At 44.5% G+C, this 14927-nt stretch carries 17 protein-coding genes and 1 tRNA gene; 8 read left to right on the top strand and 10 right to left on the bottom strand.

The annotated features are described in order from the left end of the window. Positions 1–58 precede the first annotated feature (58 nt). A complete protein-coding gene (locus tag ACOGW3_RS20625; RefSeq protein ID WP_419904671.1) occupies positions 59–745 on the bottom strand; it encodes a substrate-binding periplasmic protein in 687 nt (228 codons plus the stop codon). A 357-nt stretch (positions 746–1102) separates the two neighbouring features. On the opposite strand from ACOGW3_RS20625, the gene ACOGW3_RS20620 reads away from it, so the two are divergent. The 5 genes from ACOGW3_RS20620 to ACOGW3_RS20600 all read left to right on the top strand — a co-directional run bounded on the left by ACOGW3_RS20620 (position 1103) and on the right by ACOGW3_RS20600 (position 6561). Beyond that, positions 1103–2212, top strand: a complete 1110-nt coding sequence (locus tag ACOGW3_RS20620) for a substrate-binding domain-containing protein (protein ID WP_419904670.1) — start codon at positions 1103–1105, stop codon at positions 2210–2212. Between the two features lie 8 nt (positions 2213–2220). After that, positions 2221–2967, top strand: coding sequence for a hypothetical protein (locus ACOGW3_RS20615; protein ID WP_419904669.1), 747 nt, complete (start codon positions 2221–2223; stop codon positions 2965–2967). Between the two features lie 128 nt (positions 2968–3095). Then, positions 3096–3545, top strand: a complete 450-nt coding sequence (locus tag ACOGW3_RS20610) for a terminase small subunit (protein ID WP_419904668.1) — start codon at positions 3096–3098, stop codon at positions 3543–3545. A 63-nt stretch (positions 3546–3608) separates the two neighbouring features. Beyond that, entirely contained in the window at positions 3609–5072 is a 1464-nt protein-coding gene (locus tag ACOGW3_RS20605; RefSeq protein ID WP_419904667.1) for a terminase, read from the top strand. Between the two features lie 298 nt (positions 5073–5370). Further along, positions 5371–6561, top strand: coding sequence for a hypothetical protein (locus tag ACOGW3_RS20600; RefSeq protein WP_419904666.1), 1191 nt, complete (start codon positions 5371–5373; stop codon positions 6559–6561). A gap of 6 nt (positions 6562–6567) precedes the next feature. Here the strand turns inward: ACOGW3_RS20600 and ACOGW3_RS20595 are convergent, their stop codons facing one another. The 3 genes from ACOGW3_RS20595 to ACOGW3_RS20585 form a co-directional block, all read right to left on the bottom strand. Beyond that, complete coding sequence (locus ACOGW3_RS20595) at positions 6568–6831, bottom strand: hypothetical protein (protein WP_419904665.1); 264 nt, start codon at positions 6829–6831, stop codon at positions 6568–6570. 170 nt (positions 6832–7001) lie between these two features. Then, positions 7002–7802 (bottom strand): hypothetical protein, encoded by an 801-nt coding sequence (locus tag ACOGW3_RS20590; RefSeq protein WP_419904664.1) that lies wholly within the window; start codon positions 7800–7802, stop codon positions 7002–7004. A gap of 96 nt (positions 7803–7898) precedes the next feature. Beyond that, positions 7899–8027 carry a hypothetical protein gene (locus tag ACOGW3_RS20585; RefSeq protein ID WP_419904663.1) on the bottom strand — a complete coding sequence of 43 codons (129 nt, stop codon included), beginning with the start codon at positions 8025–8027 and terminating at the stop codon, positions 7899–7901. Between ACOGW3_RS20585 and ACOGW3_RS20580 the strand changes: the two genes are divergently transcribed. Further along, positions 8014–9246, top strand: a complete 1233-nt coding sequence (locus tag ACOGW3_RS20580; RefSeq protein ID WP_419904662.1) for an ISL3 family transposase — start codon at positions 8014–8016, stop codon at positions 9244–9246. The two genes, ACOGW3_RS20585 and ACOGW3_RS20580, sit on opposite strands and share 14 nt — an antisense overlap. Here the strand turns inward: ACOGW3_RS20580 and ACOGW3_RS20575 are convergent. Continuing rightward, positions 9224–9556, bottom strand: a complete 333-nt coding sequence (locus tag ACOGW3_RS20575) for a hypothetical protein (RefSeq protein WP_419904661.1) — start codon at positions 9554–9556, stop codon at positions 9224–9226. The two genes, ACOGW3_RS20580 and ACOGW3_RS20575, sit on opposite strands and share 23 nt — an antisense overlap. 431 nt (positions 9557–9987) lie before the next feature. Here ACOGW3_RS20575 and ACOGW3_RS20570 point away from each other — a divergent pair. Then, positions 9988–10078, top strand: a tRNA-Ser gene (locus tag ACOGW3_RS20570). A gap of 251 nt (positions 10079–10329) precedes the next feature. Here the strand turns inward: ACOGW3_RS20570 and ACOGW3_RS20565 are convergent. The 5 genes from ACOGW3_RS20565 to lexA all read right to left on the bottom strand — a co-directional run bounded on the left by ACOGW3_RS20565 (position 10330) and on the right by lexA (position 14565). Continuing rightward, positions 10330–11382: a hypothetical protein gene (locus ACOGW3_RS20565; RefSeq protein ID WP_419904660.1), complete on the bottom strand. Its 1053-nt coding sequence runs from the start codon at positions 11380–11382 to the stop codon at positions 10330–10332. After that, the gene (locus ACOGW3_RS20560; RefSeq protein ID WP_419904659.1) at positions 11348–12340 is read right to left on the bottom strand and encodes a hypothetical protein; all 993 of its coding nucleotides are present in this window, start codon (positions 12338–12340) and stop codon (positions 11348–11350) included. Before ACOGW3_RS20560 ends, ACOGW3_RS20565 begins: the two co-directional genes overlap by 35 nt. 86 nt (positions 12341–12426) lie before the next feature. Then, entirely contained in the window at positions 12427–13659 is a 1233-nt protein-coding gene (locus tag ACOGW3_RS20555; RefSeq protein WP_419901077.1) for an ISL3 family transposase, read from the bottom strand. A gap of 74 nt (positions 13660–13733) precedes the next feature. Then, a complete protein-coding gene (locus ACOGW3_RS20550) occupies positions 13734–13916 on the bottom strand; it encodes a hypothetical protein (protein ID WP_419904658.1) in 183 nt (60 codons plus the stop codon). Beyond that, positions 13903–14565, bottom strand: a complete 663-nt coding sequence (lexA, locus tag ACOGW3_RS20545) for a transcriptional repressor LexA (RefSeq protein ID WP_419904657.1) — start codon at positions 14563–14565, stop codon at positions 13903–13905. Before lexA ends, ACOGW3_RS20550 begins: the two co-directional genes overlap by 14 nt. 162 nt (positions 14566–14727) lie before the next feature. Between lexA and ACOGW3_RS20540 the strand changes: the two genes are divergently transcribed. Continuing rightward, positions 14728–14925 (top strand): hypothetical protein, encoded by a 198-nt coding sequence (locus ACOGW3_RS20540; protein WP_419904656.1) that lies wholly within the window; start codon positions 14728–14730, stop codon positions 14923–14925. Positions 14926–14927 lie beyond the last annotated feature (2 nt).

Below are 14927 nucleotides of genomic sequence, written 5' to 3'. Positions count from 1 at the left end.
CCTGGTAGCTTTATTTTTTAAAAAAAATCAATTTTTTTATGATTGGGACCAGGAAGCATTAATCTTCAGGGCAAGGCCAAAAGGACATGCCGTGGTTTTCCAAAGCTTGGGCCCAGGCATTATTTTCAAGTTGCTTTTTTATTGCGACTTTTGCCTTTGGAATAAGGTTTTGATGAGGGGAGTTTTTGGACAAGGTTAGGTGGACCTCGTAGGTTTGGAAAACGACGGGAAAGCCAAACTTTGTACGCCAATCCCCAGGCATGCCTGGACGGGGTTCATGTGAGTTCAAGAGACGGTAATAGTGGCCTGAATGTATAACGATGGCATCGACACGACCATTTGCGAGCAACCGCATCATTGTGGGAGAATCAGGGGCCGGACTTTTTATAAAAGTCGGGTTGTTTATATTTGCTTTGGCAAAACCACCGTTCTTTATAAAAGCCACGTTTTTACCGGCAATATCCTCGACAGAGTTGATCTCTACGCCTTGATGAGGAACGATAATATCCGCTAAACAACCAAGTTTACCAAGGTAGTGAACTTTATCTTCAAACGCTGGTACTTTGAAGATAAATGTGAAGTCGTATTTATCCGTACCAAGATATTCCATAATCCGGGGCCACGAAGTGATTTGCCTTTCCAGTTCTATGCCCATCCCTTCTTCCAGTACCTTAAATGTATCGATTAGGGTGCCTTGATAGGGGCCATTGTCAACGCGGTAAACTTCTGGAAATGATTCAAACAAGGCGACAGAAGGAAGATCTCCAGCCCTCGTTAGGGAAGAGAAAGTAAGCCCTGTGGCGAGACAAAGACAAATTTGGATGAACTTCTTCAAGTACGAACTCCTACGAGAATACATCTGCGCCGATGGTAACTTACCTTGATCACATTGACATCAGTTTGTCTCAAGGAAGTTTCTATTATGTAAACCACTTGCCATAAATGATATAGATATGAGCTATCTGGGTTTCTATCAACAGGCCAAAATAAATGAAGGTTTTAGAGGTATCCAGCAATAGCTTGTATCCCGTAATTTATATAATGTATCTGTTAACATATTTAGATTACTCTAAATTTGGTCGATCTAACGTGGATAATGATGATGGATAAGTGGACGCCGATTTTTGCGGTTGGCTTGTTCAGTATGTTGGGCCTTGCCAGCCTGGGAGTTTTTATAATTAGAGAAGAGCCGCGACCTCTTCCTGAGCTCATCCAGCTGTCCACTGTTGGTCCAAGGGCAGAAACCCCTGTTACTTCCGATGTTCTTTACCTCATTGACTCCCAAATAAAGTCTGTGCGGAAGATGGGGTTAAAAGCCGCAGTGGTGCTGCATGATACCAAGTCAGATTACAGCCGGGTACTTGTCAAAGGGCTAAAGCATGAATTGGCTAATTTGGATATTGACCTCATCTATCTTTCCGATGCGGGGAATGATCCATATATCGAACGATTACAATTGATTAAGGCCTTGCTACAAGAGCCTGATATTCTGATCACTCTACCACTTAATCAAGATGCATTGTCGTATTATTTTAAATTGGCAAGTGAGCGGAACACATCTGTTGCCATCCTAAATAACCTTCCCGCGGGGCTCAATCACCCTAAAGATTATGCGGGTGTTGTGACGGATGACCTGTTCCAGATGGGCCGTTATGCTGCGGAGATGATCGCAAGTAATATTAAGGGGGGCGGGAAAGTAGCCGTTCTTTATCATGCGTCACCTGATTTTGTCACCAATCAACGTGATAAAGCCCTGGAAACAGTATTGGAACACCGTTATCCAAGTATCAAAGTAGTAGCGCGTGAAGGCATTAATTCAATAGAAGATGCGGAAACAAAAACTCTGGATATATTGAAGTCTTATCCTGATGTCGATGCAATATATGTTCCCTGGGCAGCCGTGGCCAAAGGGAGTTTAGCGGGGTTAAGAAAGCTTAATAATAAAAAGACCAAACTCTTTACAATGAATTTTGACGAGGAACTTTCAAAAGACATGGTAAATGAGGGAAATGTTGGCGGGTTTGTTGTCGACTATCCCTATGATATTGGAACAGCCCTGGTACGGGTAGCTGTATTGGCAAAACTTGGAGAACCAACCCCCGCATTGACAACCGTTAGGGCTGAAAAAGTTGACAAAACCAGTCTCGTAATTCGCTGGCGCGAGATCCAACATGAAGAAGTTCCCGACGATATCATGAGCGAGTTCAAGTAATGAGTCTTATGCGGCGATATCATAAGTCTTTTATTGTTGCGGTTGCCCTTACTATTTCATTTGAGGTTTTTGGCTACATTGCACTAAAGTCAGAGCTAACATATTTAAATGGCACGATAAAAGGTGTGAGCGAACAATATCGCGACCTATCGCGTCTGACCAAATCCTTGCTTCGGGGAGAGCGGGGAAAACCTCTTCAAAAAGATCCCTGGATCATGGCTTGGAAAGCATATGATAAGGGGGTCAGGGAGCTCGGAACGCAACGTTATCAGCTTTTTTTAACGGAAGATATCAAAACGAGTTGCGATACAATTTTACTTTTTTGGCGCTCATCCCAAATGGGTTTTAATAGTGCCGTTGAAAAAATTGAGTTAGCCTTTCCTAAAAACACAACGTTACCAAGTTCAACTGGGATTTTTCCGCTTTTGGATGAGGCCAAGCTGAAAGGTGATAGCCCAGCAATAATTCTTTATTCTGAAATGGTTTCCAATCTGATTTCTTTCAATGTATTTGCCAAAGAAATCATGCAAATTGAATTGTTACAGCTAGATAAAGAGATAAATGAACATATTGAACGAATAAATTATTTTTACTGGCTTCAGCTTTCTCTCGTTTTGTTTGGTTTTTTTATCAGTTCGATCATCTTAATCTTTGTGAGACTTGATCCCGTTGCAAATAGACGAAAACGTTTGCGTAAAGCGAAGAAGTTGACAAAAACAAAGCGTAAACCACCGCGCATTTTAAATCATGAATAAGACAAGGTTTACGATGTTCCCAGTCTTTATGATGAATTGTGGGCACTCTTCCCCCGATATAAGATGTGGTGGGGTTCTCTCATCAGTTTAAGCCCTATTTTCAAATAATAATATTTATTGGGCAGTATATGAGCGCGCTAAATCAAGATGGCAAACTCACGGTTAAACAACGTCGTTTTGTCGAAGAATATCTTATTGATCTAAATGCAACCCAGGCAGCGATCCGTGCGGGATATAGCCCAAACTCAGTTAAGCAAACCGCAAGTCGTGTGTTGAATAAACCTGTTGTGCGTGCGGCAATCAATCAGGCGCAAGTGGAGCGTTCAGAACGTTTGAAGATTGATGCCGATTATGTATTGAAAGGCGCTGTTGAGCTTTTCGAGCGTTGTATGCAGCGAAGTCCCGTGGCAGACGCCGATGGAGAATACAAATTCCAACACAGTGGTGCAGGGAAGGCACTGGAACTCATTGGTAAGCACGTGTCGGTTCAGGCCTTTAAGGAAAAGGTCGAAATGGGCATCGAAAGTGAATTGGTCGATCGCCTTTTGAGAGGGCGTAAACGACTGGGTGATCGGTAAATTTTAACTTCGCGTTCTCCTTCGAATATTATCCTAATAATATAATCAGACTTGAGGCGTTAAATGACCCATGTAGTTGATTTGGACATTGCAGAGGACTGCGCGCAATTTTATGCAGACCCCTTGGGTTTTGTGCTGTGGGCTTTTGACTGGGGGCAGGGGGATCTCGTTGATTTTAAGGGGCCGCGGGATTGGCAGCGTAACTATCTCGCGGGGCTTGGCGCACTGATTAAAACTCGAAATTTTGATGGTGTACATCCGGTGGCCCCCATGGATCTTGCCACAGCATCGGGGCATGGAATTGGTAAATCTGCACTATCTGCCTGGTTGATCCTATTCATTCTCTCTACCCGGCCTTTTGCCAAGGGAGTGGTGACTTCAAATACTGGCGATCAACTGCGCACAAAAACCTGGGCTGAGCTCGGTAAGTGGCACAGACGTTGCCTCACCGGGCATTGGTTTTCGTACAGTGCAAGCAAAGGTAACATGTCCTTGGTCCATAAGCGTCATCCCGAGAGTTGGCGCTGTGATGCTCAGACCTGTCGTGAGGAAAATTCAGAGAGTTTTGCCGGACTACACGCCGCAAATTCAACGCCATTTTATCTGTTTGATGAAGCCTCGGCAGTACCGGACAAGATTTGGGAGGTCAGTGATGGCGGCCTAACCGATGGAGAACCGATGCGCTTTGTCTTTGGTAATCCGACCCGAAATTCAGGTCGGTTTTATGAGTGCTTTAACCGTTTACGTCATCGTTGGCAGGCCCAACAGATTGACAGCCGTAAGGTTGAGGGGACCAACGCTGGTTTGATGGCACAGTGGGTTGAAGACTATGGCGAAGACAGTGACTTCGTCCGGGTTAGGGTACGCGGTGTTTTTCCACGCGCGGGATCAACCCAGTTTATTTCAAACCAAATCGTTACCGAAGCCAAAAACAACCTCCTGCCACCACAAACAAACCAGCCGATCGTTATCGGTGTTGATGTCGCGAGGTTTGGTGATGATCAATCGGTCATTCTGATCCGTCAGGGGCGTAAGGTATTAGAGATAAGAAAATATCGGGTGGATACCATGGCGCTCGCCGGTTTCGTTGTCGAAACGATGCAGCAATACCGCCCAGATGGGGTGCTGGTCGATGGTGTTGGTGTCGGTGGCGGTGTCGTCGATAGGTTGCACCAGCTTGGACATGCTGTGATCGATGTTAACGCCGGGTCTCGCGCGCAGGACCAAAAAACCTATCTCAACAAGCGCGCCGAGATGTGGGGCAAAATGCGTGACTGGCTCAAGGGTGGCGATATTCCAGACGACGACCAGGAGTTAGAAACCGATCTCACAGCTATTGAATACGGTTTCGATGCTAAGAACAGACTACAGCTTGAGCGCAAAGAGGACATGAAAAAGAGGGGGTTACACTCACCGGATGTAGCGGATGCACTCGCGCTTACATTCGCTGAGACAATCTCTAAATGGTCAGAGGATGATATGGGAGATATGGATACCGCTATCTCTGATTATGAGCCGGGGGGGTAGGGGCCAGTCAAGCCCGGGTTAGGGAACTTGCTAATACCATTTTATCAATTTCGGCATCAGACAAGACAGGGCCCGAGAGGTAATCAGCATCCGTTTGGTCTCTAATTTTGTAAGAATTCGCACCTTCTGATGTTCGAAAAATAGTTGACTGATCCTACCTTATAGCAGTGCCAGTTTTATAAGAAACAAGTCCCTTCGACGGCAATAAAATACCGTACAAACAAACTGTATAACGTCGATGTATCGCCCTTAAAGAGGGATCAATAATACAATTAATCACCCATAAGGAGTTTTTGACATGGCAAGATCTAGAGATCGAGCAACCGATAGAGGTAGTTTCGGCGGAGGGGGAACTAGCGAACGTAGTGGCGGGCAGAACCAGAGCCGGGGGCCTGGTCGGCGTGGTGGAGCACGTGGCAAAAAGGGAAGCAAAAGTACACAGAACAATAATGCTTCAGGACAAATAAATGATGGAAATCCACAAGGTCGCGAAGGAGGGAATGCTGAATCTAACGGTGTAAATAGGCGTGGGAATACCTATTCTGGACCAAAGGGAACAGGGATTGGAGGTCTGAATAGGGCAGCACGACAAGCTGCTGCTAATTCAGTTGGTCTTAGCGCCGAAACATATGATGGTGCTTTGGGAGATGAAGAAGAACAAGGTGGACTAGTCGAAGTACAGAGTAATGGGAAAACGGTTAAAGTTCACGACCTTAGTTTGAACCAGAGAGGTGTATTTGTCGGATCAAAGACGCCAACTCAAAGCTTTGTAGATGCACATCCAACCTTAGGAGGAATGCACTCTCCTGCAATGCAAAGTGCATATAACGCAGCCACGAGAGGAGCTGCGGGCATTGGAGTTGCCAGAAGCGAAAAGGCTTCTCAAGTTCAGCTAGATGTTTTAAGGGCTCTTTCCGCAACCCCAAAAGTCCAACAAAAGAGGGCGCGAGAATTTTTCGCAAAAAATAATCCAGTTCGATCTGCATTCGAACGGGTTGGATCCTTTGCTCTTGCAGGGATAAACTCATATGGAACATATAGTACAGAAGAAGAAACATTTGGTCAGGCTGGAACAATGGAGAATTTCTCTGTGCCTGATATGGTGGCAGGGTTTCTTAGTTATGGCGTCAGCCCGGTTTCGGGCCTTGCGAAAGCATATAAAACGGCCGATTTTTTCGATGAAAAATTAAATGGAGGGGGGGTAAATATTGGCGGTTCAGGTTATGGAGGATTCACTACAGAATCTGATTTAGCTCAAAGAGCACAAGATAATGTTAATCAAAGACGTTCTGCCAAAGGGAGTGATCCTGTTGGTACTTATTTTCCAAAATCCATCTACGAGACAGCAGCACAAACTCTTTACCCTCAGCAGGATGATGAGAATAAACAACTTGGTGTTGGGGTGACGACCGGAGCGTCTAAGGTGCGTAAAGCGCCTGAATTGTCAGCACTAAAGCGAAGGCAGGCAATTTATAGACGCGCTTCTTAAGCAGTCTCAGTCCTTATCAAATCCTCGGGCAAGAAAAAAAAGTCCGGGGAGGGCGAGGTAGGCAGTGAGGACCAAGAGCCAAAACTCGGTTAGTTGATAATAGATATCTGGTTTATCGAAGAAGACCAGATATCCGAGCAGTAGAGCAAAACTGGCGGCGATAACGGCACTTAAGGCTGGGGGGATGCGTTCGCTGATCCATACCGAGATACAGACATGCGGGAATGTAAGAAGGAGAAGAAGGTTGATGAGTACTTGTTTAATTGCCATTTCTGGGGCCCTGGTATGTATTCATTTCCCAAATAATAGCTCTTATTGATATGGAAATGGCGAGGTCGGTTATTATTAAACTATTTACTATATTCAGGTGTTCGAGCAAGGCAATGTCAATAAATAATAAGTGATAACACCGCGGACCGCTGTTGGCTTCAAAAGAGGGACTATTCAGTCTCTGATCCAAAAAATAGCACCAGCCGGGTATTATTGATACGACTTAAGCAATGGTGGTTTTGTCTCCAGTTAGGATTTTCTGGGCCAAGAAATAAGACGTTCAGGCGTAAGTTTAAGGTTGATCTATCCAGCATATCTTGTACGTGTTCAATCTGCCTTTCGGTCAGCGCGATGTTGATATGCCCCGAACCCGCCGTGATAATTGCGGGATCTAGTGAGGCCCGTTGCCTGTTAATCTCGGGGAAGGGAATGAGTTCACCATCAAGGTCAACTGGTGGTCCCTTTATGGCGCGATGGGGAGTACCGGGGCTTGGTTCTTCGGATAAATAAAAGCCATTGGTCATAACTCCTGATATTTGTGTTGTCGGAGTGCTCGAACAAAACTCATTTTCAGGATCAAAAACGTAGTCGGTCGTTATCAATCCACCTGTTAATTCCCCAGTGTCAGGATGGGTTGTTGCCAAATTTGTGTATATATAGTCTTCAAGGTTGAAATAGTAGACAGCTTGATGTTCCATTGCATAATCAAATCGGCATCTGGGGCGAACGCCTCGTGGAAGTTCAAGACTTTGATAGCCGATATGTGCCTCATCGAACGCTAAGTCCTCAAAATAAGGCGCACCAAGTCCTGTGTGATCGGTCTGACAACCGAAAGGAATAGCGTCGGGGGAGCCTTTTTTATCTGAATAAACCTGCTGTCTTACCGTGGGTTCAATTGTAAAGCTGGTAACTTTAGGCAAGCTACATCCGTTAAGAGAAATAAGGGTAATGGCAATGAGAAATTTCTTCATAGGATTGCGACCTCAGATTTTAGTAATATCTGTATGGTTGAATTTATAAAATTTTATCGTAGATAAATGTAAATATAAAATATCGAATATATTCTGTTAATTTTGTGTTCTATTTAGGCTCTTCTCCGCTTTGTTGAGTAGAAAAAGATGCCGACCGCCAAGTAACCTGTTGATATGTATGGTTTCTGATAACTTTACATAGAGCAGGTATATGACAATCAACATCTCGCAGCATATTTTAGGCCTCAAAGGGCAACGTGTAAATGAAATTAAACTGGATGACGGCGGTGTTAAGATTGTCATTCACTGCAGCCGAGACGCGCGTAGGAGGGCTATAGACCCTGCTACAGGCCAGAAGGGAAGCATCAACCAGCATGTCCGCCGACAAGTAAACGACATCCCCATTTTTGGGTATCCTTGTGTGGTCGAGATTGAGCTGGCGCAGGTTTATATTAACAAGGGCGAACGCCGCATTGAGGGGTGTGATTTTGTTGATAAAGGGTGCCGTTTCACTCACCGATTTTGCCGACTGATCAGTGGATTATGTCGGCATATGTCTATTCAAGCGGTTTCCAGACATTTGGATATACGATGGGAAACGGTCAAGAATATCGACAGGGCATACCTTATTGAAACTCTCCCTACGCTTGATCCTGCAGAGCTAACTGGCTTGGAATATATTGGTGTAGATGAAGTTGCCCGGGCGAAAGGTCATGACTACATGACGGTGGTCTACGATATGGTTGGCGGTCATCTGATCTGGGTTGAAGCAGGCCGAACTGCCGAGGTTTTTTCAAGGTTTTTGAAACAACTGCAACCAGATACAGCCTGCAAAATAAAGGCCGTAGCGATGGATATGGGGCCTGCCTACCAAAAGGCTGTCAGAGAGTCCTTGCCGTTGGCCGACATAGTATTTGACCGTTTCCACGTCATGAAAAACTACAGCAAAGCTATCCATAATCAGCGTCGACTTGAGTTCAGAAAGGCCGATCCAAGTGGTAAAGAGTTGATGAAAGGGACACATTATCTGTTGCTCAAAAATGCGGATAAGTTGAGTGAAAAACAAAGTGACAAGCTGCAAAGGTTGCTGGAGAGCAATAGCAACCTGAATGCACTTTACGTCTTGAAAGAACAGCTTCAGCTGCTGTGGAGTGCCGCTTCATTTGAGGCGATGGCGGAGCAACTGGAACGTTGGTGCCTGATAGCAGATCAGTCACAGATGCTCTATCTAAAAAAGTTCGCGAAATCCCTACGGAAACATTGTGTGGGCATCTGCAACTACGCCAAACACAAGCTCACAAGCGCCAGGATAGAGGCTGGTAATGTCAGTATAGGAATGATCCGTAAGCGAGCCAGAGGCATCAAGGATACCGAATACTTCAAACTCAAAATTAGACAATCATCCATTCCAGATAATCAATCTATGCTCTATTTGAAATCCTAAATCTACTCAACAAAGCGGAGAAGTGCCGAAGATTCACTCCCTGAGGTAAAAAAGTTAGAGAGCCTTCTTCCATTTGATGGGTATTTCCATCGCATGAGGTTATTCGTTCCCGCCCACTTTTAATGTAAACAAAACAGGGCACGTTACAAAAGAACTCAATATCTACTAAATCTTTATCCAAATCCTTATAAAATATGGCTGACGAACCATGATGCATTAAACATTTGGCGTCTTTCATTTCTAAAAGAGCTTCTGGCAAAATCAGGATGTTATTTTTGCTGTACTCAGCAATGTTCTGATCAGATTTCATCCCGTTATCGGTCTCTTTAATGTTTACATATGGAAGCTTAATTACTCATTTAATTCCAAGATTAGTAACAGGAAATTTTAAAAATGTCTTAATATGAGTGCGTAATCTTCGCCTAAATATATAATATGGATTTGAATCAGGCGATCTTCTAATGGGATGAGTGTTTAATCGGTCTAAAAAGACCTGAAAGCGAATGTTGTATATTTAAGCTTTTCCCTGTTTCTGCGTTTTATTACTGTCCAGTTCCTAGGTTTTATAGAATCGGTTCGTGATCGTTTAAATTAAATCAGGATAATCTTTGAGAGACGTGATCTAAAACATTAAGAAAACTGCCTGTTCGCGGCCTCTTTCTAATAAAGTGAATTTAAATGATCTTTTTCACTTTACAGCCTTGATGTAAAACCTTAGAAATTCGCTTGTTCACAAAATGTGGAGAGTTGGCCGAGTGGCTGAAGGCGCTCCCCTGCTAAGGGAGTATACGTTAACCGCGTATCGAGGGTTCGAATCCCTCACTCTCCGCCATTGACTACAAACGAACTTTCATATGCACTAGATGTGCATAGCCTCAAAAGCCCAGCATTTGCGGGCTTTTTTGCTGTTTGCAATTGACTTCCTCTCTATAAAAACACCCCGTTTTTCTCTAGTTTTCCTCCTATATATGCCCCTTTCCTGAAAAACACCGTACTTGGAAAAACGAAGTACGGAGCTTTTAGTCATGAGAAATCAAGGGCTTGGCAATTGACCAGTTCGCACCAGTCTATGCCTGTCATTGACTATTCATCAGGTGAGATATGAAACTTGGAGCGATAGCAAACGCGGTTTTTGTGATCTTTGTAATCCTCAAATGGATCACTGTCATATATGCCGAAGAACTTTTGAAAGACTTTCTTCAGTTCTTGTTTTTGCTTTTTCTGGTTTCGGTTGGCTTTTGGGTTATCCCATGTGAATTGGCCTCGCTCATCTGCAAAGCCTTCCAGCAGATTCCATTGTTTATTGGGAGATGCTGTTCGGCCATCAGCCATGCCCATCTGGGTAAAATTGTAAACTTGGGAAATCCTATTGCTACCAGTATTGCAAGTGACACGAACCGTATGCCCATCGGTGAACTTAACCGTAATATTCGACCACTCTGCATCGGCTGGAGTTGGAAATAAGACACAGCTCACTTCTGGCATTGGGTCTTCTTGAGCCTCATGAAAGGCAGAAAATTCTTCTGAGGCTTTTCTGTTATCAATGAGCATGTCTGCGTTAGTCAAACCCTGCAAGCCAATCAAATTAGAGCCTTTGGCACGAATAGCATTAATCTTGGACTGACTGATGTTGTCGATAGACGGCATAAGCAAAATGGCTGATCCATCAAGGCCAATCACATGATTAATTATGCCTTCCAGATCTCCATCGTGAATATCGATTCCAAAGAAAACTGGATAACGAATGGTGCCGCGAGGAATGTAATGCCCAACCCTTATACAGCTTGAGGTGCCATCAATGGTTTGTATATCCTTTGAAACTGAAATCTCATTCGTAGAGTCGGCGATTAAGCCAGCAATTTTTTTTAGACTTAGAGTATGCAGCCGTCTGTCATTATTCGAAATATGTAAGTCTGGGCAGGAGGTGGTGTCATCATTACAAACTGCCAGCATTTTCCCATTAGGCATTTCACACACACGCCTTCCACCGCAATGCCCATGATCACAATGTAACTGTTCATCAAAAGCCGTTGTGCTATCGAACCAAGACTTGACTAACTCAGCATCACCAAAGTGTTTGATCAAAAATGCATGATTATGTTCATGCCGAGGCAGCTTCGCGAGCATATTCCACATATTGCGCTGCCTCCTGTTTTGATGTTCTAGGTTCAACTAGCCCTTGGTCGGTGATCCAATCTTCCACAACCAGAAAATCTTCGTCACGACTGAACGTAGCACGATTGCCAGCCCGGATATCAATCGGCCTTGCCTTCTTCACCCCTTCAAACTTTACGCTGAACTTGGCAAAATTTATGGCCGCACGCTTTGTCGATTCCTGACCGTTCTTCCGTATAAGCGTGTTGAGAAGATTGCCTGATTTTCTGATTTCAGTTTCGCCGCCCCAATCATAATGAATTTCAACCAGCTTCACATCTTCAACACCATCAGTAGTGGCAAAATTATGGGCGGCATTATCAACATCTCTCAATTTCTCTAACGAAAACTTCTTTTGCTCAGAGAAGTACCCTTCGTTGCCAAAAATATGTTTTCCCACACAGCGTAAGAATTCTTCTATCTGACCTTTTTTCTTACTAGATATTCGGACGCTGACATCATCGCTGTCGCAATTATAAATCAGAAGATCATGGCATTGAGGGTTGTAAAATACACTCCCTGTCTCGCCATCTTTCATTTTAAATTCACGCTTTAATGGCTTGCCGTATTTTATAACGATGCTAACTCGGTGCCCTTGAGGGAACAAATAAACTCGGCAATTTCGCAATCGGTTATTACTGGCAAACCAGTCATCAAGCTCTGATTGCAGTGCTGTGATTGTTCCATCTGAAATCTCTGGAAAAGATCTTTTTTGAGCGTGTGAGCCCCAATAAAAACTAAAGCCCCGATAGTTTCGGACTAATGATCGCGCATATTCCGTATGGAAAAGATTAGGCTGATTTAAAAAGCAAAACAGGGCTAAATCTTCATGTGATCCGGGCGTATAGTGTAATTCGATACCTTGGTCTTTGGCTGCAGATATCAGCGAGTCCATGGCTTCTTGACTAGACATTTCTGTTATTAATTGCAGAGCTTCCATCAACTCGTGCGTTTCATCAGAATCTTGAACGTTGTCGTTTGGGCGGATAAGCGCTTTTGGGCACTTCTCCGCTTTGTTGAGTAGATTTAGGATTTCAAATAGAGCATAGATTGATTATCTGGAATGGATGATTGTCTAATTTTGAGTTTGAAGTATTCGGTATCCTTGATGCCTCTGGCTCGCTTACGGATCATTCCTATACTGACATTACCAGCCTCTATCCTGGCGCTTGTGAGCTTGTGTTTGGCGTAGTTGCAGATGCCCACACAATGTTTCCGTAGGGATTTCGCGAACTTTTTTAGATAGAGCATCTGTGACTGATCTGCTATCAGGCACCAACGTTCCAGTTGCTCCGCCATCGCCTCAAATGAAGCGGCACTCCACAGCAGCTGAAGCTGTTCTTTCAAGACGTAAAGTGCATTCAGGTTGCTATTGCTCTCCAGCAACCTTTGCAGCTTGTCACTTTGTTTTTCACTCAACTTATCCGCATTTTTGAGCAACAGATAATGTGTCCCTTTCATCAACTCTTTACCACTTGGATCGGCCTTTCTGAACTCAAGTCGACGCTGATTATGGATAGCTTTGCTGTAGTTTTTCATGACGTGGAAACGGTCAAATACTATGTCGGCCAACGGCAAGGACTCTCTGACAGCCTTTTGGTAGGCAGGCCCCATATCCATCGCTACGGCCTTTATTTTGCAGGCTGTATCTGGTTGCAGTTGTTTCAAAAACCTTGAAAAAACCTCGGCAGTTCGGCCTGCTTCAACCCAGATCAGATGACCGCCAACCATATCGTAGACCACCGTCATGTAGTCATGACCTTTCGCCCGGGCAACTTCATCTACACCAATATATTCCAAGCCAGTTAGCTCTGCAGGATCAAGCGTAGGGAGAGTTTCAATAAGGTATGCCCTGTCGATATTCTTGACCGTTTCCCATCGTATATCCAAATGTCTGGAAACCGCTTGAATAGACATATGCCGACATAATCCACTGATCAGTCGGCAAAATCGGTGAGTGAAACGGCACCCTTTATCAACAAAATCACACCCCTCAATGCGGCGTTCGCCCTTGTTAATATAAACCTGCGCCAGCTCAATCTCGACCACACAAGGATACCCAAAAAGGGGGATGTCGTTTACTTGTCGGCGGACATGCTGGTTGATGCTTCCCTTCTGGCCTGTAGCAGGGTCTATAGCCCTCCTACGCGCGTCTCGGCTGCAGTGAATGACAATCTTAACACCGCCGTCATCCAGTTTAATTTCATTTACACGTTGCCCTTTGAGGCCTAAAATATGCTGCGAGATGTTGATTGTCATATACCTGCTCTATGTAAAGTTATCAGAAACCATACATATCAACAGGTTACTTGGCGGTCGGCATCTTTTTCTACTCAACAAAGCGGAGAAGAGCCCGCTTTTGTAATATTTTCAAAATTCAAAGTGCCGTTTTCGAGATGAATCTCATGCTCTTCAAAGAATTTTGGAAACTTTCTGAATAGCTGAATAAGCAGCTCTGCATCCAGACCGCCTAAAACATCTACATTTGTGAATACCTTTGGATTATATCTCGACATCGCCAATCTCCTGTTTCGTCGTTACAGGGTTGGCCTCGGTGTCAACACCCGAGCAGACGTGTAAGACCTTCCCAATTATTTTAAGTTCATCCTGTTGTCCTATGATGATGGGTTTAAGTTTCTGATTTTCAGGGCGCAGTTCAATATGCTCCCCTTCAATACTCAGCCGCTTTACAGTGGCTTCTTCGCCGACCATGGCCACCACAATATCGCTGTTTTCAGCAATAGGTTGCTGGCGCACAACAACGTAATCTCCCTCGAAAATATCAGCATCAATCATGCTGTCACCTTGCACTTTGAGCGCGAAGCATTTCCCGCGCAGAACATTATCCGGCACCATGACCTGACCAATCTGATTCTCAAGGGCGAGAATCGGTTGGCCAGCAGCAACCATTCCCAAAACAGGAACAGCTGACAAATTGGTTTTATCCGGTGTTTGTGCGTGGAGGATTTCGATGGAACGCGCTTTTCGCGCTTGCCTGCGAATATAGCCTTTATCTTCCAGTCGCTTGAGACCTTCAAACACGCTGGGTGCTTTCACACCCAATTCCACAGCAAGCTCTTGTACCGTGGGCGACATCCCCATGGCACGTTTCAGGCGTTCAACAGCCTGTAATAGCGTATTCTGTGCGTTTGTCAGTTGCTCCATAGCATCCTTTCAATTTTGGCTAATGACCTAATATAAATTATGCTTATGATTTTCACAAGCCTAATTTGATTCAATGCACAGCATTGACTGAACCGACAGTTTTCAAGTCATTTCAGTAAGTAACTCCTTGAACGACGCAATAATTCTCAAGGAGGAACGCCCATGTCTTCACTTCCCCCAAACCTAATAAATGAGCGAGATCGCCGCACCGAAGTGGCGCGTTTGCTGGCGTTTGGCATCCTGCGCTGCAAGATCCGTCTAAACCGTCAGTTCGAGCCAACACATCCCTCTAATTCATTGGACTTCAGGGTTTTTCCAAGCGTTCATGCCCATGACGAAGAACCAAAAAACCAAGGATAAAC

Source organism: Kiloniella sp. (assembly GCF_965205715.1).
Taxonomy (GTDB): Bacteria; Pseudomonadota; Alphaproteobacteria; order Kiloniellales; family Kiloniellaceae; genus Kiloniella.
This window is presented reverse-complemented; position numbering and strand designations above follow the sequence as displayed.